Consider the following 22,976-nt stretch of genomic DNA (forward strand, 5'->3'; position numbering starts at 1 on the left):
TCGGATGGTTCAGCGACGGCTGGCGGAGTCGAGGTCGATGCGTTCGGCGATGTCCTCGCGGAGCGCCTTCTTGTCGATCTTGCCGACCTTGGTCTGGGGCAGCTCGGGCACCAGCACGAGGCGCTCGGGAAGCTTGTACGCCGCGACCCCGTGTGCCGTCATGGCGGCTCGCACCTGGTCGAGGTCGACCGTGGTGCCTTCGTGGCAGACGACGTAGACGCAGACTCGCTCGCCGAGACTCGGGTCGGGCATGGCCACGGCGGCGGCCTGCTCGACGCCGGGGATCAGGTAGAGGAGATTCTCGACCTCCTCTGCCGAGATCTTCTCGCCACCGCGGTTGATCATGTCCTTGTCGCGGCCCTCGACGACGAGGTTGCCGGTGCTGTCCCACCGGCAGATGTCGCCGGAGCGGTACCAGCCATGAGCGGTGAATGCCCGGGCGTTGTGCTCCGGTGCTCGGTAGTAGCCCCGGGGCGTGTAGGGACCACGGGTGAGCAGAGAGCCGGGCTGACCATCGGGCACCGGCTGGTCCATGGCGTCGACGATGAGCACCTCGTCGGCCGGCGACATCGGCCGCCCCTGGGAGCAGCAGATGATGTCCTCGGGATCGTCGAGGCGGGTGTAGTTGAGCAGGCCTTCCGCCATCCCGAACACCTGCTGCAACGTGCAGCCGAGTGTCGGTCGGACACGCCGGGCAACCTCGTCGACGAGCCGGGATCCTCCTACCTGGAGCACCTGCAGCGAGGCGAGGTCGTCGTTGCCGACCGAGGAGGCGTGGTCGATCCACGTCTGCGCCACTGCGGGGACCACCGCGGTGTGCGTGACGTGCTCGGCTGCGATCGCGGCGAAGGCCTTCACCGGGTGCGGACTGTCCAGCATCACCACGGTGCCACCGACCAGCAGCGTGCCGAGCAGGCCGGGACAGGCGAGCGGGAAGTTGTGCCCGGCCGGAACGGCGACGAGGTAGACGCTGGAGGCGTCAAGCCCTGCGATCGGCGCTGAGCAGCGGGCGTTGTAGACGTAGTCGTTGTGGGTGCGGGCGATCAGCTTCGGCAGGCCGGTGGTCCCACCGGAGAGCAGGAACACCGCGACGTCACCGGGATCCGGCGTACGGCTGTCCCAGCGGGCCCGGTCTGCTGCCGGGTCCGACGACGGCGCGAGCAGCGACCGCAGGTCGACGGCGCCGGGCGCAGCCTGACCGACGACGAGCACGGCCTGCACCGACGGCACCGCGTCGCGGAGCTCGAGGGCCAGCTGCTGGTGGTCGAAGTCCCGGAACACGTCGGGAACGGCGAGGGCGCTGGCTTCGGCATGGTTGGCGAGATACTCCAGCTCGTGACGGCGGTGTCCCGGCAGCGCCATGACGGGCACGACCCCGGCGCGCAGGCAGGCAAGGGTGAGGACGACGAACTCCCAGCCGTTGGGCAGCTGGACCAGGATCCGGTGCCCCGGTTCGAGCCCGAGATCGGCGAGCCGAACGGCAGCGGCGTCCGCGCGGCCGACGAGCTCGGCGTACGTCATTCGGACAGCGCCGTCGACGAGTGCGGTCGCGTCCGGTGTGCGGTCCGCCTGCTCCCAGATCTGCTCACCGAAGGAGCGATTCTCCCAGTAGCCCTCATGGACGTAATGCGCAGCGACCTCGTCGGGCCACCGGACGACACCTTCACTGATCGGCGTGACCATCGGAACTCCTTACGGTGATCACCGCGTCGAGGGCGACCAGGCCCTCGCGGGTGATGCGAAGCGGGTTGATCTCCACCTCGTCGAGGTGGGGGTGATCGATGAGCAGCTGACCGAGCGAGGCGAGTACGCCGGTGAGCTGGTCGAGGTCGGCGGCCGGCCCGCCACGCCAGCCGTGCAGCACGGCGGCCCCGGCGAGCTCGTCCACGAGCGCGGCGCCGTCGGCCGTCCTCAACGGTGGTGCCGCGATGGCGACGTCGGCGAGCGCCTCGGCGACCGTGCCGCCGAGGCCCAGCAGGACGACGGGTCCGAAGACCGGGTCCCGCCGCGCACCGACGATCAGGTCGATCCCGCTCGGCGCCATCTCCTCGGCCAACACGCGCTCGGCGCCGGCTTCCCCGAGAGCCTCGAGAGCCTTGTCGAGCTCGGCCTGGGTCGTGACGCCGAGATGTACGCCGCCGATGTCGGTCTTGTGCAGCACGGCGGCGTCGAGGATCTTGACCGCGAGCGGCCCGTCGAGATCATCGAGCGCGGTGCGTGCCTCGTCCAGCAACGCGTAGGCGCGACGTCGTGGAGTGCTGATGCCCAGCAGGCCCAGCAGCTCCTTGGCCTGGTCCTCGTCCCAGGCCCGCTTGCCTTCCAGCAGAGCACTGGCCGCCGGAGGAAGCGCGGCGTCGCGTGGCGACGAGGCGGCGCGATGCCGCTGCCGAGCGTCGCGGACCATGGCGGTGACGGCGACGGCGAGCGCAGTCGGACCCTCATGGGTGGCGATGCCGTCGGCGATCAACTTGTTCCGCTCGGGGACGGTCTCCGCCTCGACGCCGCCGGTGCCGACCGCGATGGTCCGGTCGGCTGCCAGGGCTCCGCGGAGAGCGACACCGAGGTCGACGGCGTCGGGCTCGGAGAGCGCGTAGACCGCGACGAGGTCGATCGTGGGGTCGTCGGCGACGGTGCTGACGATCTGGCCGAAGGTCTCCCCCGGCCGGCCGGTGTCGACCGGGTTGGCCTGGTAGGTCATCGGCGGCAGCAGGTCACCGACGGCGGCCTGGGTCTGCGGGGCGAGAAGCGGCATCGCCACACCCGAGGAACGAAGGGTATCCATCACGAGCAGCCCTGGCCCGGCCTGAGCGGTGACCAGCGCGACCCCGGGGGAGGCAGAGGGAGCCAGCCGGCTGAGGGACAGCTGGCCGGCGGCGGTGACGAGCTCCTGCTCGTCGTCGACGATGACCGCCCCAGCCTGGGCGAGCACCGAGCGGGTGGTGCGCCAGGCGGTGGCGAGCGCACCGGTGTGCGACTTCGCGAAGTCACCGACATCGGCCTTGCCCACGACCAGAGCGACCACGGGTTTGACGGCGGCCGCGCGACGCACCGACTCCAGCAGGCGCTGTCCGTCGGCGACCGACTCGATGTGCAGGGCGATCGTGGTGGTATCGGGATCAGCCACGAGGTGGTCGATCACGTCGGCCGTGCTCACATCAACAGCATTGCCCAGACCGACCGCCACCGAAACCCCGTAGCCCGCATCGGCCAGGCGGAAGGCGAGCACGTGGTTGACCCCGCCGCTGGCGGCGACCACGCCGACTCCCCCGGCCGGCACGGCCGCGGCCCCCGGGACGAAGGTGCCGTGGATCCGCCGGTGCGGTGCAAGGAAGCCCGACGTGTTCGGCCCCAGCAGACGTACGCCGTGACGCGCCGCCACCTCGGCCAGCGCAGCCTGGTGGGCGGCACCAGCCTCGTCGACCTCGGCGAAGCCGCCCGCGCAGACGAGCGCTGTCCGCACCCCTGCCTGCGCGGCCCGGTCGAGGGCGGGCGCGCACAGCGGCGCGGGGATGCAGAGGACGGCGAGGTCGATCGGTCCATGACCCGCCTCCACGGCGGCGGCCACCGAGGGGAACAGCCCGTCGCGGGGCGCATCGAGGCGCTCGTTGATCCCGACGACCGGACCGTCGAACGTCGCCAGCGAACGCGCCATCACCGAACCCATCTTGGCCGGGTCGGCCGAAGCGCCGATCACCGCGATCCCGCGCGGGGCGAACAGGGCAGAAAGGTCACTCATCACGCGTCCCCTCGGCCACCAGATCGGCACGCCCGCTCAGCACGAGCGTCTCGACACGGTCATCGCTCGCCTCGGGCTCGACGAGCAGGGACGGCACGCCGGCCCCGAGACGTACGTCCTCCGACAGCAGGGCGCGGCACAGGGCCGACCCTCCGCTCAGGACGACCAGGTCGGGCTTGTTCTCGAGCCCGTCGAGCAGCCGCCGGCGGGCGTCGGCCAACTCGTGCTCGTTCGACGGTGCGTCCACCTCGAGGAGGCGAGCGCCGCTGCGGCGCACCTCGGCGAGGGAGACTCGGCGGCTGGCGAAGGTGCCCTCGCCGAGCTCGAAGCCGGTGGCGAGAACATCCGCCCCCCGGCTCGCTCGCCACTCCTCCCGGACCGCGGCGACGAACTCCGGGTCACGGCGGGCGATCTTCTGCGCGCCGATGCTGCGGCTGAGGAAGTGGAAGGCGAACTGCCACGGCTCCAGGGTGTCGTGGTAGCGCCCGAAGTGTTCCCACCATGACAGGCTGGGGCGGGCCGAGCCCTGGATCTTCTCCACCGGTGGCCGGGCGCCGGCCTCGTAGGCCGCCAGCGCGGCGGGCACGTCGTCGGGGTGCTGTCCCAGTGCCGCGGCGAGGGCGATCGCGTCCTCCATCGCCATCTTGGTTCCGGACCCCACCGAGAAGTGCGCCGTGTGCGCGGCGTCGCCGAGCAGGGCGATGTTGCCGGTGGTCCAGCGGGCGGCGCGGCGGGTGCGGAAGTTCGCCCAGCGCGAGTTGTTGACGACCAGCGGATGCCCGTCGATCTGGTCGGCGAAGAGCCTCTCGAGATACTCCTTCGACTTCTGATCGCTGGTTCCAGGGGGCTGGCTGGTGTCGAACTCGTCGAGTCCGGCACGACGCCAGGTCTCCTCGTCGGTCTCCACGATGAACGTCGACAGTCCCGGCGCGATCGGGTAGCCGTGGACCGCGAAGACGCCGTGCTCACCACGGACGTGGACGAAGGTGAGTCCGTCGAAGGCGTACGTGGTGCCGAACCAGATGAACTTGGCGGTCGCGGTCTCGAAGGACGGCTCGAACGCGGCGGCGAGCTGCTCACGGATGCGCGAGTTGGCGCCGTCGCCGGCGACGACCAGGTCGAAGTCGGTGAGGTCGTCGAGGGCTGCCTCGGTGGAGAACCGGACGTCGACACCCGCCTCGATCGCGCGCTCCTGGAGGAGTTGGAGCAGCTTCTTGCGGACGATGGCGGTCATCCCGTTGCCGCCGCAGGCGAAGGTCTCCCCCTTCAGGCGTACCTCGATCTCCTCCCAATGGATGCCGAAGTCGTCGAGCGCCGTCCGCAGGACGGGGTCGGCGGCGTTGATGGCGTCGAGGGTGGCGTCGGAGAAGACGACGCCGAAGCCGAAGGTGTCCTCGGCGCGGTTGCGCTCGAACACGGTGATGTCGGCCTCGGGGTGGGCCTGCTTCAGCAAGGTGGCGAAGAAGAGGCCGCCCGGTCCGCCGCCGACGCAGGCGATGCGGAGATTCACGTCAGTTGTCCTTCCGATGGTGGGGGTCACAGCCAGGGGCCGAGCGCTGGGGCGGTGGTGGTGCGGCCGGCAAGCCAGGCGGCGAGGGCCGGCCCCTCACCGGCGCGTGCACGCTTGCGCACGACGTCGACGAGGAGCTCGGTGGTGAAGTCGGGCGGCAGGTCCTCGAAGGTCAGGCCGGTGCCGAGGTCGATGGCGTGGACCATCACCTCGCGGGCCCGCAGCCAGGGAATCTGCCGAGCAGGGATCGAGCGACCTTGTGCCGTGATGACCTCGGCGTCCCAGGCCGCCTCGTCGAGCGCGTCCAGGTCGGCGGCGAGCCCGGCCGCGGACTCCGCCACCAGGTCGCGCAGCTCGTCCGGGGCACGGCGCGAGCCCGACTCGATCTCCTCGGCTCGCTGGTCTGCCGACGCGTACATGCGGCTCTCCACGCCGCTGGCCGCCCAGGAGACCAGCCGGCGCAGCGCCTCGGCGTTGAAGTGCACGTGCGCGGCGAGGTGGCCGACACTCCAGCCGGGCAGGGCGGTCGGGCTGGCGAAGTCCTCGACCTTAGCCAGCTCGGCGACGAAGAGCTCGGTGCCGGCCGCGACCCACGCCCGCTCGCCCGTCCGCTCGCTCAGCTGTGCGCTCATCCGGACACGACCGAGTTCTCGAGCCGGCCGATGCCGCTGATCTCGGTGACCACCTTGTCACCGGCTTTCAGGAAGACCTGCGGGCTGCGGGCGTGTCCGACACCGGACGGGGTTCCGGTGGCGATGACATCTCCGGGACGGAGCGTGATCATCGTCGAGATGTACTGGACCAGGTCCACCGGGGTGAAGAGCAGATCCGAGGTCTCGGCCGACTGCATCACGTCCCCGTTGACCGTCGTCGAGATCGTGCACGCCGGGGCGGTGCCGCCGGGAAGCTCGTCGGGGGTGACCAGCACCGGGCCCAGCGGGGTCGTCGAGTCGAACGTCTTGCCCTGCAGCCACTCGCGGGTGCGGAACTGCCAGTCCCGCATGGTCACGTCGTTCATCACCGTGAAGCCGGCGATGGCCGCGGCCGCGGTCGCGGGGTCGGCCCGGCGTACGGTCGCACCGATGACGACGACGAGCTCGGCCTCCCAGTCGACCATGTCCGACTCCGGGGCGGCGACGATGTCGTCGCCGGCGCCGATGAGGGCGTCGGCGAACTTCGCGAACAGCGTCGGATGCTCTGGCAGGTCGCGTCCCATCTCCAGGATGTGGCTGCGGTAGTTGAGGCCGACGCACAGCACCTTGCCGGGCTCCGGGACAACCGCAGCCAGCGGCGTGTCCAGCGACAGCGCGGGGCCATCAGCGGCGGCGAGCACGCTCCAGCCGGGGGCCTCCAGCAGCCGGCGTACGTCCGGGAAGCCGAGGTCGACGTAACGGTCGGCCTCGACACGGACGGCCCGGGTGCCCTCGGCGGCGCGGACGGTGGCGAGCTTCATCGACCGGTCTCCTGTCGGTCGGTCTCCTGGCGGCGGTGGAGGTGGAGGTTCTCGAAGACGGGGGTGTCGCTGAACCGGAACAGGTCGAGGCCGTGCTCGGAGCGCAGCGTCAGTGGCTGCCAGCTCGGCACGACGAACAGGTCCCCCCGCTCGACCGTCCAGGTGCGGTCGCCGACAACGACCTCGCCGGTGCCGTCGAAGACCTGGGCGACGGTGGAGCCGACCTCGCTCACCGCGGTCGTCTCGGTGCCGGGCGCGAGCCGGTGGAACTCGGTGCGCAGCGTGGGCATCACGTCACGACCGTCGGTCGGGTTGGTGTAGCGGACCGCGGCGTGGCCGGGCTCGACGGTGGCCGCGACGCCTTCCTTCTCCAAGGCGAGCTGGTCGGCGAGCGCCTTGTCGGTGTGCTCCCAGCGGTAGACGAGCAGCGGCGTAGCCGGGGTCGGGCCGAGGTGGGTCAGCGGCCGCAGTCCCGGGTGTCCCCACAGCCGCTCCGAGCGGGATCGGTCCGGGGTTTCGAGGTTGTCGACGGCGTCGGGGCCGAACTCGAAGAAGGTGGCGTCGAGGGCGTACTGGAAGGGGATGTCGAGGCCGTCGATCCACGCCATCGGGGCGTCGGTCGCGTTGTGGTGCCCGTGCCAGGCCCAGCCGGCCTGGGGCAGGAAGTCACCGCGCCGCATCGCCACGGCATCGCCGTTGACGACGGTCCACACACCCTCCCCCTCGACGACGAACCGGAACGCGTTCTGCGTGTGCCGGTGGACCGGGGCGTCCTCACCAGGGTTGAGGTACTGGATCGCCGCCCACAGGGTCGGGGTGGCGAAAGGCCGCCCGCCGAGACCGGGGTTGGCCAGCGCGATCGCGCGCCGTTCACCACCACGGCCGACGGGGACCAGCTCCCCGGCCTGCGCGGCCAGCGGCAGCAGGTCCTGCCACCGCCACAGGTGGGGCAGCGCCTTCGACCTCGGGTGCGCGGGCATCAGGTCGCCGATCTCGGTCCACAGCGGGACCAGGAGCTCGGACTCGAACCCGCGGTAGAGGGCGTCGAGCTCCGGCGTGCGCGTCGGCTGGTCGGCGGCGTCGGAGGCCGCGATCTTCACGGGGCTGGCGGTCATCGTCATGGTTCCTTCCTCTCAGGCGCCGAAGGTGCGGTCGCCGCAGCCGAGCAGGTGCACGGTCAGCGGGCCGTCGGTGGTGACCTTCAGGTCCGCCGCGCAGGTCACCTGGGCACGTCGGGGGTCGATGGTGATCTCGGAGATGTTGGTCGCGGTGATCTTCAAGGCGTCGGCCTTCGCGACCGTGAGGGGTGCCTTCGGCGTACGGGTCTCGGTCGTGTAGGGGTTCAGCGGGACGGTCGTGCCCGGCTCGATCCCCTCGCCCAGGACGACAGGCTCGGTGGGGGCGTCGGCACGGCCGAAGCCACGCGAGACGACGTCGATCGTGCCCAGGTCGGTGTCGGTGTCGCTGCGGGTCTCGATGCCGCTCACCCAGTAGGCCCGGTTGCCGACCATCCCGGAGGCGGGATCGTCCATCGCGGGGTTGCGGACGTACGTCACGTGATGCGGATTCTGCACGCCACGCATGTCACCGAGTCGCTTGGTAGCCACGTCCCAGGTGCCGTTGGCGCACTGGACGACGTGCTCGGAGGACGCCCCGATCCAGGTGGTGAACTGGAAGTCGTAGTCACCGGCGATGTAGGCCTGGGCACGCTCGCGCGGGATGTCGTAGGGGATGTAGGAGTTCGGCAGGCCGGCCCACTCCACGACGGGCTGGTTGCGGCGCGAGGGCAGCAGCGGGGTGAGCGTGGAGCCCGGCTCGTGCTGGGTGCCGGTGTCGACGGGGGTGACGTCGAAGACGCCGTTGAGGCCGGGGATCGAGGGAGCCTTGTTGAGACCGTCGCAGATGAACGCCTTGCTGAACAGGTCGGGGAACTGCAGGGACAGCTTGTTGGCCCCGTAGGCCCCGGACGAGAAGCCGCTCATCACGGTGCGCGTCGGGTCCAGGTCGTACGCCCGGCGGGCATCGCCCAGCGCCTCGATGACGCTGGCGCCCGACTGTCCGTAGAACCACTCGTCGTTTCCTCGGCCGTCGACCGCGATCACGACGGTCGGCGCGTTCGGACGCTCGGCGAACTTGTGGAAGAGGTCCTTGTCCTGGGTCGGGGACGCCTCGAGCATCCCGGGGTCGTAGACCTGGTCGTTGGGGGTCTGCGCGAAGCCGGGGGTCCACAGGAGGCTGGCGTAGCCGCTGGCGGGGGCCTCGATCTTCGGGACGTACGCGACGTAGCGCTGGAGCTGGCCGGGGAGGTCCGGGACGCATTCGTCACGGCAGACCCAGCCGAACTGCGCGCTCACCGTCGAGCCGTCGAGTCCGTCGACGGGACCGTTCTGCTGAGTCAGAGACCCGATCGTGGGAGCACCCGGATCGGTCACCAGCCGCCGTCCCTGACGGGACTCGTGGTGCGTCGGGTAGATCCGCTCGATGTAGCCCGAGGTCGGAACGCCCATCGACGTCCCGGCCAGGTCGTCATCACCACCGGCCGCGAGCTTCCCGAAGTCGACGTCGGCGTGGAAGCGTGAGATGTCGCCCGCGGCGAGGGCGGTCTTCTGGTGGTCGTTGCGCCAGGGCGAGTCGAAGGGCTCCCCGTAACGGAAGGCGACGTCGAAGTAGGCGCTCGGCGAGGCCAGGTCGGTGGCCACCGCCCCACCGGGGTACGTCTTGTCGGCGACGAGCTGCGGGAGGAGGAACCGGTCCTTCTCGGCGTCCCAGAGACCGGCCGCGGCGGCGATGCGGGTCTTGCCGCGTCCGGGGTCGAACGCCGAGTGTGGGACCGTGACCATGACCTGGCGACGCTCGAGGTCGACGCTGACGGACGGCTTCTCGGCGAGCGTGTCGCCGCTGGCGCCGTCGACGATGTCGCCGGTGGTGCCGTGGACGGTGACGAACACCCTCGCCGGCATGACGGTGTTCGCACCGTGGGGAGCGGGGCGCGGATCGGTCGAGTTGCCCAGCGCGATCGTGGTGCCCACCAGCTCCGGGTCGAGCATGGTGTTGTACGTCACCCGGAACGCCGTCGCGTCGGGCTGCGGCTTGACCCGCACCTCCACGATGTCGGCGGCGTTGGCGCGGTAGGCCGGGTTCTCCGGGTAGGTGTAGGCCGGCGTGATCGCGTGCTCAGGCCAGTTGGTCGGCACCAGCTGGGCACCTTGGTCGTCGTAGATGCAACCCTGGTTGAGGAACTCGCCCTTCCGATAGGCCGAGCTGTGGCAGACCATCGTCGGCTCGGCCTTCCAGATGCCGGTGTTCTCCAGCTGCGGCGCGCGGGCAGGAGCCTCGAGAAGATCGTCGATGGTGCGAGGCGTGGCGTGGTCGTCAGAGTTGACGACGGCCTCGTAGACGGGGCCGGCCGCGGTCGCGGCGTTGCCGATGGCGGCGATCGGGAGCAGGGCAACGCCTGCGGCCATCAGGGCCAGACGAGCGGGTCGCATGGGACCTCCGGGAGTCGAGTCAGTCGTGTGACGGGCACCACAAGGTGCCTCCACCGCTGATTCAACTCAAATAATCGCCGACCGTCAAGAATTTGGCACGAATTGGCTCAGGTGGCGACTTGCCGAAAGAAGCTCTCGGCCGGAATCCGCAGCAGCTCGTGAGCCTCGAGGAAGAGCTTGTGCGCCTCGCCGCCCTTCCAGCCCGCGGGGAGCAGCTCCCCGGGAAGGTCGGGGTCTCGAAACGGGAACAGCCGGTAGTCATGGGTCAACCTCATCCGCTCGACCAGCGCGTCGCGCGGGTCGAGATCCCCGGCGCGATAGGCGGCCATCCGCGGCCGGTACGTCGCCAGCCACGCGGCATAGTCAGCATCGAGCGCCACGAGATCCCAGCACCGCGCAGCCATCTCGCGATCCTTGGCCAGGCCCGCCGACTCACAGCGAAGCAGGTCGAGCCGGAGGCCGCCCCGGTCGCCGAACCGGTCCTCCACCATGCCCAGCCGATCCCATGGACTGAGCCATGTGGAGGCCGTGAGCGTGCCGAAACCGAGCCACGCCAGCTCCTTACGCAGCTCCTCGCGCAGCGGGCGATCCGACTCCGGGACGGTGTAGATGACCATCGACCACCGACGATCCCACTCCGCCGATCCCCTCGTGAAGATCCGCTCGCGCCCCTCGTCGAGCATCCGCCAGGACCGGTCATTGAGCGCGAACACGGTCTCGCGACCCTCGCGTCGCGCATCGAACCACTGCTCTTTGCGCAGGCGGTTCATCACGACGCGGACAGTGCTGTCACCCACATCGAACGCCGCCAGGAGATCGACGAGGGCGCGCATGCGGACCTCCCCTCCGACGTACCGCACGTAGTCACCGAAGAGGTCGAAGACGATCGACCGAGGCTTCATCCACAGCTCCTCACTCACCCGGGAAGACGGGCTCAAAGGATGTGACTACCACACCACCCCAGGCCGGCCACCACATCGGCGGCCGTCTTCCCAGGCAAAACGTATTCCATTCTATTGACGTCCGTCAGTTATATGACCTACGTTTCGTGTCATTCGTCACATTCCCCAGGAGGAACCCATGGTTGACACAGCGCAAGTCCCGAAGGTGAGCCGTTCCGCCGGCCTCTGGGTCGTTGCCATCTGCCTGGTCACGATCATCTTCGACGGCTACGACCTCATCGTGTACGGGGCCGTCGTCCCGGCCCTGACCTCGCCCGGCTCGGAATGGGAACTGTCGCTCCCCCAAGCCGGCGCGATCGGCAGCTACGCCCTCATCGGCATGGTGATCGGCACCCTCCTCGTCGGCGCGCTGACCGACATCCTGGGCCGCCGCAAGATCATGCTCGCGAGCATCGCCTGGTTCTCGGTCGCCATGGGGCTCAGCGCACTCGCGCCAACACCGGAGATCTTCGGACTCATGCGCTTCGTCACCGGCATCGGTCTCGGTGGCGTCGTACCCACGGCGATCGCACTCACCGTCGAGTACGCTCCAGCCCACCGCCGCAACTTCAACAACGCGCTGATGTTCTCGGGATTCTCGATCGGCGGCGTCCTGGCAGCCTTTCTTGCCATCAACCTGCTCCCAGACCACGGTTTCCGCATCATGTTCTGGATCGGCATGGCGCCGCTGCTGGTCGTCGTACCGCTCGCCTGGAAGTTCCTCCCCGAGTCGGCCGCCTTCCTCCGCGCCCGCGGCCGGGACGCCGAGGCCGAGGCGCTCGCCACCCGCTACGGCGTTCCTCTGCCCACCGCGGCGCCTACGGACGACGCTGACAGCAAGAGCGCCATCGCCACCCTGTTCAGCGGCACCCGGATCGTCGCCACCGTGCTGTTCGGAGCCGCGAGCTTCGTCGGCCTGCTGCTGGTCTACGGTCTCAACCAGTGGCTGCCCAAGATCATGACGACAGCCGGCTATCCCCTCGGTTCAGCGCTGACCTTCCTGCTCGTCCTCAACATCGGCGCCGTCATCGGGGCTCTCTTGGTCTCGATCCTGGCCGACAAGTGGGGCTCGAAGGCGGTCACCGTGGCCGCATTCGGGGCAGCTGCGGCCTCCCTCGCGCTGCTGGCCACCAAGCCCGGCGCGGGATTGTTGATGCTGCTCATCGCGGTCGCCGGCTTCGGCACGGTGGGCACCCAGATCCTGGTGAACGGCTACGTCGCCACCTACTACCCCGCCAGCGCCCGGGCCACCGCGCTCGGCTGGTCCCTCGGCATCGGCCGGATCGGGGCGATCGTCGGACCGACGTACGGCGCATGGCTGCTGGCCTCCAGCAACGGCATCGGGTGGAACTTCTACGGCTTCGCCATCCCTGCCGTCGTCGGTGCCGTCATCATCGCTCTCGTTCCCGCCAACCGCCGTGCTCGCACGAGCTAGAGAGACTCGGCGGACATCTGGAAGAGGACGTGGTCCGACGGCTCGTCGGACCCACCCTCGGGCTCCATGGTGACCATGAGATCGCCGTCCTCGACGGGCACCGCGACGGACATCTCCTCGTCGAGGACGCCGGCGGACTCCATGCCGGCGTCGGTGTGCCACCAGACCTGGTAGGTCATCCCGTCGGGACGCGAGAGGTGGGCCGTGTCGACGGCGACCATGTGCATCTCGTGGGACATCGCGACCATCAGCTCGCCGTCGGAGGTCTCCTTCTTGTGCATCCGCGCGTCCGGCGCCGACATCACCTCGGCCGCGGTCGTCGCGGGCGGGTCGTCATCTCGAACGACCACGCCGACCGTCACGCCGGCACCGATGACCAGGACGGCGGCCGCGGCCACCACGCCGGCGAGCCAGCGACGGCGGCGACGGATCGCCGCGACCACGGGCGGCGCCTGCGGAGTCTCCGAGGCCGTACGCATCACCCGGGCGCGCAGCGACGCCGGAGGTGCCTCGGCGACCTGCAGGGCGAGCGCCGCGGTCGCCGCCCGCAGCGAGTCGACCTCCTCCCGGCAGTCAGGACAGACAGCCAGGTGCGTCTCGACCTCCGCTCGCTCCTCGTCCTCCAACGAGTTGAGCAGGTAGGCCCCGACCAGACCGTGTACGTCAGGAGCCATCCCGCACCTCCAGGCAATCTCTGAGACGGATCAGCCCGTCCCGCATCCGCGTCTTCACCGTCGACAGCGGCCGGCCGAGCATCTCGGCGACCTGCGGATAGGTGAAGCCCTGGTAGTAGGCCAGCCGCACCGCCTGCGACTGCAGCGGCGTGAGGGAGTCCAGGCAGCGGCGTACGCCTTCGTGCTCGGCGGCCGTCACCACCGTCTCCTCGGGGCCGGCGACCTCCAGCGGCTCGCGCCGGGCGACATGCTCCTCCCGCGCTCGCGACGCCTGCGAGGAGCGCACGGTGTCGACCGCCCGCCGGTGCGCGATCGTCAGCACCCACGTCCGCACGCTCCCGCGGGCAGGGTCGAACCGGGTCGCCTGGCGCCACACCTCGGTGAACACCTCCTGGGTCACCTCCTCCGCACGCGAGGGGTCGCGCACGACCCGCCGGGCGACGCCGAAGACGAGCGGAGCCAGGCCGTCGTAGAGCCGACCGAAGGCATCCAGGTCTCCCCCGGCGACGGCGGCAAGCACCGCCTCCGGGTCCCGGTCGTCATCCGGGCCCCGCGACGCGGACTCACCCACGACCCGCAGCGCTCGCCGCACGCGCACCCCTTCCGACAGATGACTGATCTCACCCCTGGTTCGCAGCCGAGGAGTGGGAGGATTGGACCCATCCACCCATCGATCGGCCACGAACCCACAGCATGACAGCCCGCATCCTCCCCGGACGTCCGAACGGCCCAGTCGCGGGCATCGCGGCCGGCGTGCTCGGCCTCGGTGTCGCCGAGCTCATCGCCGCCCTCGCCCGCGGCACCTCACCCCTGCTCGCGCTCGGCGACCGGGTCATCGACCTCACCCCGCGCTGGCTCAAGGAGGCGGCCGTCGCCACCTTCGGCACCGCCGACAAGCCGGTCCTGCTGGCCAGCGTCGCGCTGGTCACGCTGGTCCTCCTCGGAGTGGCCGGCGCCCTGGCCGTACGCCGCGCCGCACTCGGCGCGGCCATGCTGCTGCTCCTCGGGGCCGTCGACGTCGCGGCTCTCCTGGCCGACCGGGCGGGCAAGGGGACGATGGGGATCGTCGCGCTGGTGATCGGTCTGGTGGTCGGGATCACCGCCCTGGTCCTGCTCACCCGGCCCCTGCGGGAGTCCGGCGGCACGGCCACCGAGGCGGAGGCACCCGACGGCTTCGACCGTCGCAGGTTCCTGGTCGCCGCGGCGGCCGTGACCGCGGTGGGTGCGGCCGGCGGGGTCGGTGCGAAGGTCGTCACGGGCCGCCGGCACCCGGCGACGAGGGTGGCCATCCCGACGGCCGTCTCCCCCGCCGCGCCCCTCCCGGCGGGCGCGGAGCTCCGGATCGACGGCCTGACGCCCCACGTGACCTCCGTCGACGACTTCTACCGCATCGACATCGCCCTGCTCACCCCACGCGTCGACGTCGCCGACTACCGGCTCAAGATCCACGGCCTGGTCGACAACCCGGTCGAGCTGACCTATGAGGACCTGGTCGCGATGCCGCTCTACGAGCGCCGCGTCACGATCTGCTGCGTCTCCAACGAGGTCGGCGGCGACCTGATCGGCAACGCGAGCTGGACCGGCGTACGCATCCGCGACGTCCTCAAGCGCGCCGGCGTCGACCCGAGCGCCGACGCGGTGAAGTCCAAAGGTGCCGACGGGATCACCATCGGCACCCCGCTCGAGGCGCTCACCGACGGCCGCGACGCCCTGCTCGCGATCGCCCAGAACGGCGAGCCGCTGACCCAGGAGCACGGCTTCCCGGTGCGCATGATCGTCCCCGGCCTCTACGGCTACGTCTCGGCGACCAAGTGGCTGACCCATCTCGAGGTGACCCGCTTCGACGACTTCCGCGCCTACTGGACCGACCGCGGCTGGTCGGCGCAGGGCCCGATCAAGACGGAGTGCCGCATCGACCTCCCCGGTGACGAGGTGATGGCCGGTGAGCGCACCGTCGCCGGCGTCGCCTGGGCGCAGCACCGCGGCGTGAGCAAGGTCGAGGTACGCATCGACGACGGCCCCTGGCAGCCCGCCACGCTCGCGACCGAGGACAGCGTCGACACCTGGCGCCAGTGGACCTTCCGCTGGGACGCGACCGAGGGCGAGCACCGGATCCAGGCGCGGGCCTACGACCGCACCGGCACCCCGCAGACCGCCGACGAGGCGCCGCCGGCCCCCGACGGGGCCACCGGCTACCCGACCCGCGTCGTGACCGTCGGGTGAGGCTCAGCCCAGGTCGGGCAGGTCGGTCTCCGGACCGTCGCCGCGCAGCAGCACGGTGAACGCCGGCCGGTCCTCGGAGATCTCCGCGGCCCGGTCGCGGAGGACCTGGACGATCCTGTCGAAACCGGCACGATCCGCGTACGCAGCGCACCCCCAGGTCTCCCACAGCAGCACCGTGGGCGCGGCGACGTCGCGCAGCGAGTCCCACAGCGCGTCGAGGTTGCGCCCGAAGTGGGCCGGGAAGCCGAGCGCGGTGCCGATGGCGCCGAGCACCTCGTCCTTGGTCTCGGCCACGTCGGCGATCTGCTTCAGTGACCAGCCGGCGCCGGTCACCGACTCGACGAGGTCGGTGGCCGCCAACTCGGTGTGCCAGCGATAGACGCCGGGATCGATCTTCCCGGCCAAGAGACCTGCCAGTCCACTCATCTGCCCCATCACCCCCGGTCGATCCGTGAGAACGACTCGTAGTGGTCCTCGGTGAAGTAGAACTCCCCACCCTCGCCTGTGACGATACGCCGCGCACCCCGGTCATCGGAGCCAGGTGTCGGCACCGTGTATTCGGCGTAGTAGCCCGACGCCTCGTCGGGCAGGATGCCTTCGCGGTTGCCGAAGCTGCTGCCGTCCTTGCCCGGGTAGGGGAACGGGCCGCCGGCGTCGATCAGCTCGAGCGTCTCGACGGCCTCGGGCGGCAGGTCGGACTCCGCGATCCAGGCGAGCCCGCTCTCGGGATCGGTGCCGGTCCTCCCGCCCGCGCCGGAGCCGGAGTCGCCACCGGTTGCGCCGCCGCACCCGGTGAACAGCGCCATCACGACGGCGAGCAGCAGGCCGATCAGGACAGATTTCGACCGCATCAGGTCCTCCGAGACGTACGGGCCAGGTCCGCCTAGAGTGCCATGGCCTGAGCCCGGCGCTTGACCTCCGCCCCGCGGTTCTCCCGAAGTGCGTCGATCGGGCGGCCCGGAAGGTCGTCGTCGAGGAAGAGCCAGGCGATGATCTCGCGGTCGTCGTAGCCGCCGTCGTGGAGCACGTGGAGCAGTCCGCCCAGGCCCTTGACCGGCAGGCCGTCCTGGATGAACAGGGCCGGGATGTGCTGTCCCTTGATGCCCGGAGGCACCGCCGCGGCGAGCTCGTGCTCGCGGATCATCGTGCGCACCTTGCCCACCGTCACCCCGAGCTGCGACGCGGCGGCAGCCCAGTCGATCCACTCGTCCACCAGGACACCCAGATCCTGCTCAGCCAGCCGCACATCGCTCATGCCGCCACCTCCGTAGCGCAAGCGCCAGAGTACGGACGTGGCGGCCTGAGGCCCATGGTCACTCGCTGACGCTCGCTCATAACGATCACATTACCGGCCCGGGTAGCCGCGCCGGAAAGTCGTGAGTGGGACCCGCTGGTCCGTACCATTGCCCGGTCCGGAATACTTCTCCGACCGGAGACAGGAGGATCGCGTGGCTAGTGAGGCGGACCCCCGTGACGGCGTCATCGGGCGCCACGGCGGAGGCCCGGCTACCGCATCCGACCCCCTTCTGGGCAAGGTCTTGGGGATGCGTTACCGGATCGTCGAGAAGGTGGCGAAGGGCGGCATGGCGACGGTATACGTCGCCCACGACATGCGGCTGGACCGCATCGTCGCCGTCAAGGTCATGCACCAGAACCTCGACGAGGAGGGCAACTTCGCCGAGCGGTTCGTGCGTGAGGGCAGGTCTGCGGCGAAGCTCTCCCACCCCAACGTGGTCGCCGTCTACGACCAGGACGAGGACGAGGGCATCGCCTTCCTCGCGATGGAATACATCGAGGGCCACACCCTGCGCGACACGATCGCGTCGCAGGCTCCGCTGGGCGCCGGAAAGGCGCTGGCCTACATCGAGCCGATCCTGAGCGCGATGTCCGCGGCGCACGCGATCGGGATCGTGCACCGCGACATCAAGCCCGAGAACGTGCTCATCACCACGGGTGCCGCCTCGATCTCGCAACGGGTCAAGGTCGCCGACTTCGGCCTGGCCCGGGTGATGAGCAACAACTCCAACGACGCCACCACGGGCAACCTGGTCGGCACGGTCTCCTATCTCGCGCCAGAGCTGGTCACCGAGTCGAAGTCCGGGCCGCGCAGCGATGTCTACGCCGCCGGCGTCGTGCTCTACGAGCTGCTCACCGGACGCAAGCCGCACAGCGGCCCCAGCCCGGTCGAGATCGCCTACAAGCACGTCCACGAGGACGTCCCGCCGCCGTCGAAGGCGGCACCCGGGATCCCCCGGTACGTCGACGCCCTGGTCGCCCGCGCGACCGCCCGCGACCCCGAGCTGCGCCCGGCCGACGCCGGTGTGCTCCTGCGCATGGTCAACCGCGTCATGGCCACCCTGTCCGCGGGCATCTTCGACGACCCCGATCTCACCGCCGACCTGGCGCTGCCCTCGGCCGGCGGCCCCGACAAGGCGACCCAGGCGAACCCGGCTGCCAGCGGCCTCGACACCCCGCCCCGGGCGCACGACGAGTCCAGCTCCGAGGCGACCGCCGTCATGCCCGCGCTCGGCCTGGGCCCCACCGGTCCGTCCGGTCCTCCGCCGGGCCGTCCCCCGGGTCCGCCGGGACCGCCTCCGGCCGTCGGCCTCCCCGCCGGCGCACGGCTTTCGCTGAGCGAGCCCGAGGAGAACGTACGCATCGCCCCGACCCCCACGCAGCCGAAGCAGCGCTGGAGCATGCCGGCGAGCTGGCGGGGCCCGATCGCGATCGGTGCCGCCGTGGTGGCCGTCGCGTTGGTGGCCGGTGGCCTGTGGTGGTTCATCGACGGCCGCTACGAGCGGGTGCCGTCGGTGGCCGGCCTGAGCCGGGCGGCGGCGACCACCCAGCTGCAGGAGGCCGGCTTCGAGGTCTCGGCCAACACCGAGTTCTCCGACACCGTCGCGGAGGGCGTCGTGATCGACTCCGACCCCGGCCGCGGCCACAAGGCGCTGCCCGGCTCGACGGTGGAGATCAGCGTGAGCAAGGGCATCGAGGAATACTCCGTGCCGAAGGTCAAGGGCATGCTCGCCGACGATGCCCAGGACGAGATCCAGGACCTCGGGCTCAGCGTCGGCGACCCGATCGAGAAGTTCAACGACAACGTCCCCGCGGGCTACGTCATCAACTCCCAGCCCCGCGCCGGCACCCTGGTGCGACCCGGCAAGGCGATCGTGCTCGTGATCAGCAAGGGTCCGGCCCCCGTCGCCATCGTCGACTGGACCGGCCGCAGCGCCGAGCGGGCCAAGAAGTCGCTCGAGGGCGACGGCCTGAAGGTCGAGATCCAGGAGGAGGAGAGCCAGGAGGTCCAGCCCGGCACGGTACTCAGCCAGAGCCCCAACTCCGGCACCCTCCCCCGGGGCGAGACCGTGACCCTCGTCGTCGCCAAGGGCCCCGACTCCGTTCCGGTCCCCAACGTCGTCGGCAGCAGCAAGGACGCCGCGAAGCAGACCCTCGAGGCTGCCGGGTTCAAGGTCAAGGAGGAGAAGGACGAGTTCCACCTCGGCCTCGACTTCGTGACCCGGCAGGAGCCTGCCGAGGGCGAGGCGCCCTACGGCTCCGAGATCACGATCTGGTTGAACTGACCTTGAACTCTTCTCGGACCTCGCTTCGCAATCCGATCGGCACCCACGTACAGGTCGGCAAGGGCCTCGTCGCCGGCGCCCTCGCCAACACCGATGCGGTCGGCGGCGAGACGCTGCAGATCTTCGTCGGCAACCCGCGCGGCTGGACGCTCTCGGCCGGGAAGCCGGCCGAGGACAAGGCGTTCCGGGCCGAGCTCGAACACCGCGGGATGCGTGCCTTCATCCACGCCCCCTACCTGGTCAACCTGGGCTCCCCGACCCCGGCGACCTACGAGAAGTCGGCCGCCCTGGTGGCCCACAACCTCCGCCGGGCCGCCGACATCGGCGCCGAGGGGGTCGTCATCCACACCGGATCGTTCGTCTCCCCCGAGGGGGATGCGAGCGAGAATCACGCCGCCGCGCTGAAGCAGGTGCGTGAGGCGCTGCTGCCGGTGCTCGACGAGGTCTCCGGCGACGACGCGCCGTGGCTGCTCCTGGAGCCGACCGCGGGACAGGGGCGCTCGCTGTGCGCGGGCGTGGAGGACCTGCCGGCTTACCTGGGAGCGGTCGACTTCCACCCCAAGGCCGGGATCTGCCTGGACACCTGCCACGTGTTCGCCGCCGGCGCTCCGCTGGACGAGCCCGGTGGGGCGACCGCGTGTGTCGACCGGATCGTCGAGATCGGTGGCCCCGGGCGGCTCCGGCTGATCCATGCCAACGACTCCAAGGACGTACGCGGCAAGCACCTCGACCGCCACGAGCAGATCGGTCGCGGCCACATCGGCACGACCGCCTTCGAGGAGCTGTTCGCGCATCCGGCGACCGACGGGGTGCCCTTCATCCTGGAGACCCCGGGTTCTCGCGATGCCGACAACCCCGACATCCCGCTGCTGCGCGATCTCCGTGCATCGGCACACCGTCAAGGCCTGTGACCTAGTCTTGGGAAACACGGGAGTGAACTTCGACGCCATGGGGGTGGCATGACCAGCTGCGCACAGTGTGGACACCGGCTGTCCGACGAGCCGACGTGTTCGATGTGTGGTCTCGAGGTCGCCACGGAGCCCGACCGCGCAGCCGAGGCTGACTCCATCGATGTAGAGGAAAGGACGCCACCCGTGTCCAGTGCTGCGAACGACGACGTCGCACCCGAGACCGACGAGCTCGACGAGCCCAACGGGGCCACCGCGATCCGGAAGCCGGTCGAGGCGACCGCGCCGGAGGCTGTGGAGAATGTGCCCGACGCGGACCAGACCTCTCTGAGCCTGCCCCGGATCAGCGCCTATGGCGACGACGACCGGCCAGGTCCCGCCTCCTCGATGGCGGCGCCGGCCGCTGACGCCGAGCCCACCGAGCGCACCTCGAGGCGCCCCTCGCAGGCCGTCGAGGAGGAGCTCGACACCGCCGAGCCCACCGAGGCCACCGTGATCCGCCCGGCGTACGCACCGCCGACCGCTCCGCCGCCGGCCACTCCCCCGTCGGCGCAGGAGCCGGCCGCCGAGGCGGCGGTGATCCCCGATCCCTCGCCCTTCCCGGAGCCGACGCCGGTCCCAGGCCCCGATCCCGTCCCCGACCCGGAGCCGACCCCTGAGCCGATTCCGGAGCCGGGCCCCTTTCCCGAGCCGGAGCCGACCCCCGAGCCGACCCCCGAGCCGGTCCCCGCGCCCGATCCGGTCTCCGAGGCCACGGCCGAGGCGGCGTACCAGCCCTTCGTCCAGCCTTCCGGGATGCTCGTCCAGGAGGCGCGGAACGGGAAGGCCCGCCACTGGGCTCCGCCGGCGGCGACGGAGCCGGCCGACGAGATCCATGACGCCGAGCCCGCCTATGCGACCGGCTACGCCGAGGAGGCCTACGCCACCGAGGGCTCCGACGACTGGCAGACCGGCTACGGCTACGTCGGCGAGCAGGAGCCGCTCGAGCAGGACTTCGGCGACTACGGCGCCCAGCAGGAGTACGTCACCTCGCTGATGGCCGCGGAGGCCGAGGACAACCCCTCGACCTGGCTGGTGCTGCTGTGGGTGGGTGCGATCTTCATGATCGTGGTGCTCGTGCTCGGTATCTGGCTGATGACGCTGTAGCGCTGCCTGTATGCCGAGAATCATCGTCGCCGAGATCGACAGCGACGAACAGCGCGCCCTTGCCCTCGACGTCTGGCGGGCGGCCAACGCTGCCCGCCGCCGCACCGCCACCGAGGCCCGTGTCCGCCGGGTCCGGGAGAAGCTGGAGTCGGCCGAGCTCGCGTTGATCGCCCACTACGGCACCCGCCCGGCCGGGATGCTGCTGGCCGAGACCTACCTCGTCGACGGCGTCCCGCTCCCCGGCTACGGCCACATCTCGATGGTCTTCGTCGACCCCGCCGTGTGGGGCTCCCACGTCGGCACCGAGATGATCCGCGACCTCCAGTCACGCGACTGGGAGGGCCTCAGCGTCTGGACCCGCACCGACAACCGCCGCGCCCAGCGCCTCTACGAAGCCACGGGCTTCACCGACACCGGCAACCGCAGCACCCTCCACGACGGCGAGGAGATCATGCAGCTCGCGTGGGCGCGGGACGAGAACGTCGACTAACGAGACCGCAGCATCTCCGCGACCTGGAAAGCCATCTCGAGCGACTGGACGCGGTTGAGGCGCGGGTCGACGACCGACTCGTAGCGGTGCACGAGGCCGGCCTCGTCGAGCTCCTCGCCGCCACCGATGATCTCGGTGACGTCGTCGCCGGTGTTCTCCACGAGGATGCCGCCCGGAACCGTCCCCAACGCGTGGTGGACGTCGAAGAAGCCCTGGACCTCGTCGAGGACGTCCTCGAAGCGGCGGGTCTTGTAGCCGTTGGAGGTGGAGAAGGTGTTGCCGTGCATCGGGTCGGAGATCCAGGTGACGTTGACGCCTTCGGCGGTGATCTTCTCGACCAGCCCGGGCAGCCCGTCGCGCACCTTGCCCGCACCGAAGCGGGTGATGAAGGTGAGCCGGCCCTCCTCGTTCTTCGGGTTGAGCTTGGCGGCCAGCGCGAGCGCGTCGTCGGGGGTCGCGGTGGGGCCGAGCTTGCAGCCGATCGGGTTGTTGAGGTGGCGGAAGTACTCCACGTGGGCGCCGTCGAGCTGACGGGTGCGCTCACCGATCCAGACGAAGTGGCCGGAGACGTTGTAGGGCGTCTCGGTGCGCGAGTCGATGCGGGTCATCGCGTGCTCGTACTCGAGCAGCAGCGCCTCGTGGGAGGAGTAGAAGTCGACCCGGTGGAACTCCTCCGGGTCGGCGCCGATGGCCTCCATGAACGCGATCGCGCGCTCGATCTCGGAGCCCATCGCCTCGTACTTCGCGCCGACGGGCGAGTTGCGCACGAACTCGGAGTTCCAGGTGTGCACCTGGCGCAGGTCGGCGTAGCCACCGGTGGTGAACGCGCGCACGAGGTTCAGGGTCGAGGCGGAGGCGTGGTAGACGTCGAGCAGCCGCTGCGGGTCGGGGATCCGGGACTCGGCGGTGAACTCGAAGCCGTTGACGGCGTCGCCGCGGTAGGCGGGCAGGGTCACGCCGTCGCGGGTCTCGGTGTCGGAGGAGCGCGGCTTGGCGTACTGCCCCGCGAGACGGCCGATCTTCACGACCGGGACGGAGGCGGCGTACGTCAGCACGACTGCCATCTGGAGCAGCACGCGGAGCTTGTTGCGGGTGTTGTCGGCGGTCGCCTCGGCGAAGACCTCGGCGCAGTCGCCGCCCTGCAGGATGAACGCCTCGCCGCGGCCGGCGGCGGCGATCGAGCTCTTGAGCTGGTCGCACTCCCCCGCAAAGACGAGCGGCGGCTGGTTCCTCAGCTTCTCGACCGCCGCGGCCAGGGCGACCGGGTCGGAATAGGTCGGCTGCTGAAGGGCTCCGATGGCGTGCAGCTGCTCGAGGGAGGGGAAGGCGTCGTTCACGAGCCTCAGGGTACGCGGATCACCCGGTTGTTACGAAGTCATCTCAGACACGGC

20 protein-coding genes are annotated in these 22,976 nt (G+C 70.5%); 6 read left to right on the plus strand and 14 right to left on the minus strand.

Going from position 1 to position 22,976, the window contains the following annotated elements; all coding sequences use genetic code 11:
* Window positions 1-9 precede the first annotated feature (9 nt).
* The 8 genes from ACIA03_RS20560 to ACIA03_RS20595 all read right to left on the minus strand — a co-directional run bounded on the left by ACIA03_RS20560 (window position 10) and on the right by ACIA03_RS20595 (window position 11,089).
* A complete protein-coding gene (locus tag ACIA03_RS20560; protein WP_396985903.1) occupies window positions 10-1,683 on the minus strand; it encodes a (2,3-dihydroxybenzoyl)adenylate synthase in 1,674 nt (557 codons plus the stop codon).
* Window positions 1,664-3,736 carry an acetate--CoA ligase family protein gene (locus ACIA03_RS20565; RefSeq protein ID WP_396985906.1) on the minus strand — a complete coding sequence of 691 codons (2,073 nt, stop codon included), beginning with the start codon at window positions 3,734-3,736 and terminating at the stop codon, window positions 1,664-1,666. The genes ACIA03_RS20560 and ACIA03_RS20565 overlap by 20 nt, the downstream gene beginning before the upstream one ends.
* Complete coding sequence (locus tag ACIA03_RS20570) at window positions 3,729-5,246, minus strand: FAD-dependent monooxygenase (protein WP_396985908.1); 1,518 nt, start codon at window positions 5,244-5,246, stop codon at window positions 3,729-3,731. Before ACIA03_RS20570 ends, ACIA03_RS20565 begins: the two co-directional genes overlap by 8 nt.
* A gap of 26 nt (window positions 5,247-5,272) precedes the next feature.
* A complete protein-coding gene (locus ACIA03_RS20575; RefSeq protein WP_396985909.1) occupies window positions 5,273-5,878 on the minus strand; it encodes a maleylpyruvate isomerase family mycothiol-dependent enzyme in 606 nt (201 codons plus the stop codon).
* A complete protein-coding gene (locus ACIA03_RS20580) occupies window positions 5,875-6,699 on the minus strand; it encodes a fumarylacetoacetate hydrolase family protein (RefSeq protein WP_396985911.1) in 825 nt (274 codons plus the stop codon). Before ACIA03_RS20580 ends, ACIA03_RS20575 begins: the two co-directional genes overlap by 4 nt.
* On the minus strand, window positions 6,696-7,820 hold the full coding sequence (locus ACIA03_RS20585; protein WP_396985913.1) for a cupin domain-containing protein: 1,125 nt from the start codon (window positions 7,818-7,820) through the stop codon (window positions 6,696-6,698). The genes ACIA03_RS20580 and ACIA03_RS20585 overlap by 4 nt, the downstream gene beginning before the upstream one ends.
* Before the next feature lie 12 nt (window positions 7,821-7,832).
* Complete coding sequence (locus ACIA03_RS20590; protein ID WP_396985915.1) at window positions 7,833-10,187, minus strand: hypothetical protein; 2,355 nt, start codon at window positions 10,185-10,187, stop codon at window positions 7,833-7,835.
* Window positions 10,188-10,294: 107 nt separating this feature from the next.
* Window positions 10,295-11,089 (minus strand): PaaX family transcriptional regulator C-terminal domain-containing protein, encoded by a 795-nt coding sequence (locus ACIA03_RS20595; RefSeq protein WP_396985917.1) that lies wholly within the window; start codon window positions 11,087-11,089, stop codon window positions 10,295-10,297.
* Window positions 11,090-11,267: 178 nt separating this feature from the next.
* On the opposite strand from ACIA03_RS20595, the gene ACIA03_RS20600 reads away from it, so the two are divergent.
* Window positions 11,268-12,563, plus strand: coding sequence for an MFS transporter (locus ACIA03_RS20600; protein WP_396985919.1), 1,296 nt, complete (start codon window positions 11,268-11,270; stop codon window positions 12,561-12,563).
* Here ACIA03_RS20600 and ACIA03_RS20605 read toward each other — a convergent pair.
* Entirely contained in the window at window positions 12,560-13,237 is a 678-nt protein-coding gene (locus ACIA03_RS20605; RefSeq protein ID WP_396985921.1) for an anti-sigma factor domain-containing protein, read from the minus strand. The two genes, ACIA03_RS20600 and ACIA03_RS20605, sit on opposite strands and share 4 nt — an antisense overlap.
* Window positions 13,227-13,829, minus strand: coding sequence for an ECF RNA polymerase sigma factor SigK (sigK, locus tag ACIA03_RS20610; protein WP_396985923.1), 603 nt, complete (start codon window positions 13,827-13,829; stop codon window positions 13,227-13,229). Before sigK ends, ACIA03_RS20605 begins: the two co-directional genes overlap by 11 nt.
* A 101-nt stretch (window positions 13,830-13,930) precedes the next feature.
* Between sigK and ACIA03_RS20615 the strand changes: the two genes are divergently transcribed.
* Window positions 13,931-15,460: a molybdopterin-dependent oxidoreductase gene (locus tag ACIA03_RS20615; RefSeq protein ID WP_396985925.1), complete on the plus strand. Its 1,530-nt coding sequence runs from the start codon at window positions 13,931-13,933 to the stop codon at window positions 15,458-15,460.
* 3 nt (window positions 15,461-15,463) lie between these two features.
* On the opposite strand, the gene ACIA03_RS20620 is transcribed toward ACIA03_RS20615, so the two are convergent.
* The 3 genes from ACIA03_RS20620 to ACIA03_RS20630 are packed head-to-tail and all read right to left on the minus strand — an operon-like array spanning window position 15,464 to window position 16,715.
* Entirely contained in the window at window positions 15,464-15,886 is a 423-nt protein-coding gene (locus tag ACIA03_RS20620) for a barstar family protein (RefSeq protein ID WP_396985927.1), read from the minus strand.
* Between the two features lie 8 nt (window positions 15,887-15,894).
* Window positions 15,895-16,311 (minus strand): ribonuclease domain-containing protein, encoded by a 417-nt coding sequence (locus ACIA03_RS20625; protein ID WP_396985929.1) that lies wholly within the window; start codon window positions 16,309-16,311, stop codon window positions 15,895-15,897.
* Between the two features lie 32 nt (window positions 16,312-16,343).
* A complete protein-coding gene (locus ACIA03_RS20630) occupies window positions 16,344-16,715 on the minus strand; it encodes an Rv2175c family DNA-binding protein (RefSeq protein ID WP_396985931.1) in 372 nt (123 codons plus the stop codon).
* Window positions 16,716-16,908: 193 nt separating this feature from the next.
* Between ACIA03_RS20630 and pknB the strand changes: the two genes are divergently transcribed.
* The 4 genes from pknB (at window position 16,909) to ACIA03_RS20650 (ending at window position 21,585) form a co-directional block, all read left to right on the plus strand.
* The gene (gene pknB, locus ACIA03_RS20635) at window positions 16,909-19,041 is read left to right on the plus strand and encodes a Stk1 family PASTA domain-containing Ser/Thr kinase (protein WP_396985933.1); all 2,133 of its coding nucleotides are present in this window, start codon (window positions 16,909-16,911) and stop codon (window positions 19,039-19,041) included.
* 2 nt (window positions 19,042-19,043) lie between these two features.
* Entirely contained in the window at window positions 19,044-19,952 is a 909-nt protein-coding gene (locus ACIA03_RS20640; protein WP_396985935.1) for a deoxyribonuclease IV, read from the plus strand.
* A 183-nt stretch (window positions 19,953-20,135) separates the two neighbouring features.
* Window positions 20,136-21,095, plus strand: a complete 960-nt coding sequence (locus tag ACIA03_RS20645) for a hypothetical protein (RefSeq protein WP_396985937.1) — start codon at window positions 20,136-20,138, stop codon at window positions 21,093-21,095.
* Window positions 21,096-21,105: 10 nt separating this feature from the next.
* Window positions 21,106-21,585, plus strand: coding sequence for a GNAT family N-acetyltransferase (locus ACIA03_RS20650; RefSeq protein ID WP_396985939.1), 480 nt, complete (start codon window positions 21,106-21,108; stop codon window positions 21,583-21,585).
* Here ACIA03_RS20650 and ACIA03_RS20655 read toward each other — a convergent pair.
* Window positions 21,582-22,922 (minus strand): class II 3-deoxy-7-phosphoheptulonate synthase, encoded by a 1,341-nt coding sequence (locus ACIA03_RS20655; RefSeq protein ID WP_396985941.1) that lies wholly within the window; start codon window positions 22,920-22,922, stop codon window positions 21,582-21,584. The two genes, ACIA03_RS20650 and ACIA03_RS20655, sit on opposite strands and share 4 nt — an antisense overlap.
* Between the last annotated feature and the right edge of the window lie 54 nt (window positions 22,923-22,976).

Origin of the sequence: Nocardioides sp. NPDC051685, from assembly GCF_044453405.1 — a bacterium.
GTDB lineage: Bacteria > Actinomycetota > Actinomycetes > Propionibacteriales > Nocardioidaceae > Nocardioides.

Coding starts and splice junctions, on each gene's coding strand:
- ACIA03_RS20565 (WP_396985906.1), bottom strand. CDS start 3,736: ATGAGTGACCTTTCTGCCCTGTTCGCCCCGCGCGGGATCGCGGTGATC.
- ACIA03_RS20605 (WP_396985921.1), bottom strand. CDS start 13,237: ATGGCTCCTGACGTACACGGTCTGGTCGGGGCCTACCTGCTCAACTCG.
- ACIA03_RS20585 (WP_396985913.1), bottom strand. CDS start 7,820: ATGACGATGACCGCCAGCCCCGTGAAGATCGCGGCCTCCGACGCCGCC.
- ACIA03_RS20580 (WP_396985911.1), bottom strand. CDS start 6,699: ATGAAGCTCGCCACCGTCCGCGCCGCCGAGGGCACCCGGGCCGTCCGT.
- ACIA03_RS20615 (WP_396985925.1), top strand. CDS start 13,931: ATGACAGCCCGCATCCTCCCCGGACGTCCGAACGGCCCAGTCGCGGGC.
- ACIA03_RS20575 (WP_396985909.1), bottom strand. CDS start 5,878: ATGAGCGCACAGCTGAGCGAGCGGACGGGCGAGCGGGCGTGGGTCGCG.
- ACIA03_RS20620 (WP_396985927.1), bottom strand. CDS start 15,886: ATGAGTGGACTGGCAGGTCTCTTGGCCGGGAAGATCGATCCCGGCGTC.
- ACIA03_RS20625 (WP_396985929.1), bottom strand. CDS start 16,311: ATGCGGTCGAAATCTGTCCTGATCGGCCTGCTGCTCGCCGTCGTGATG.
- ACIA03_RS20600 (WP_396985919.1), top strand. CDS start 11,268: ATGGTTGACACAGCGCAAGTCCCGAAGGTGAGCCGTTCCGCCGGCCTC.
- ACIA03_RS20595 (WP_396985917.1), bottom strand. CDS start 11,089: ATGAAGCCTCGGTCGATCGTCTTCGACCTCTTCGGTGACTACGTGCGG.
- ACIA03_RS20630 (WP_396985931.1), bottom strand. CDS start 16,715: ATGAGCGATGTGCGGCTGGCTGAGCAGGATCTGGGTGTCCTGGTGGAC.
- ACIA03_RS20590 (WP_396985915.1), bottom strand. CDS start 10,187: ATGCGACCCGCTCGTCTGGCCCTGATGGCCGCAGGCGTTGCCCTGCTC.
- ACIA03_RS20650 (WP_396985939.1), top strand. CDS start 21,106: ATGCCGAGAATCATCGTCGCCGAGATCGACAGCGACGAACAGCGCGCC.
- ACIA03_RS20560 (WP_396985903.1), bottom strand. CDS start 1,683: ATGGTCACGCCGATCAGTGAAGGTGTCGTCCGGTGGCCCGACGAGGTC.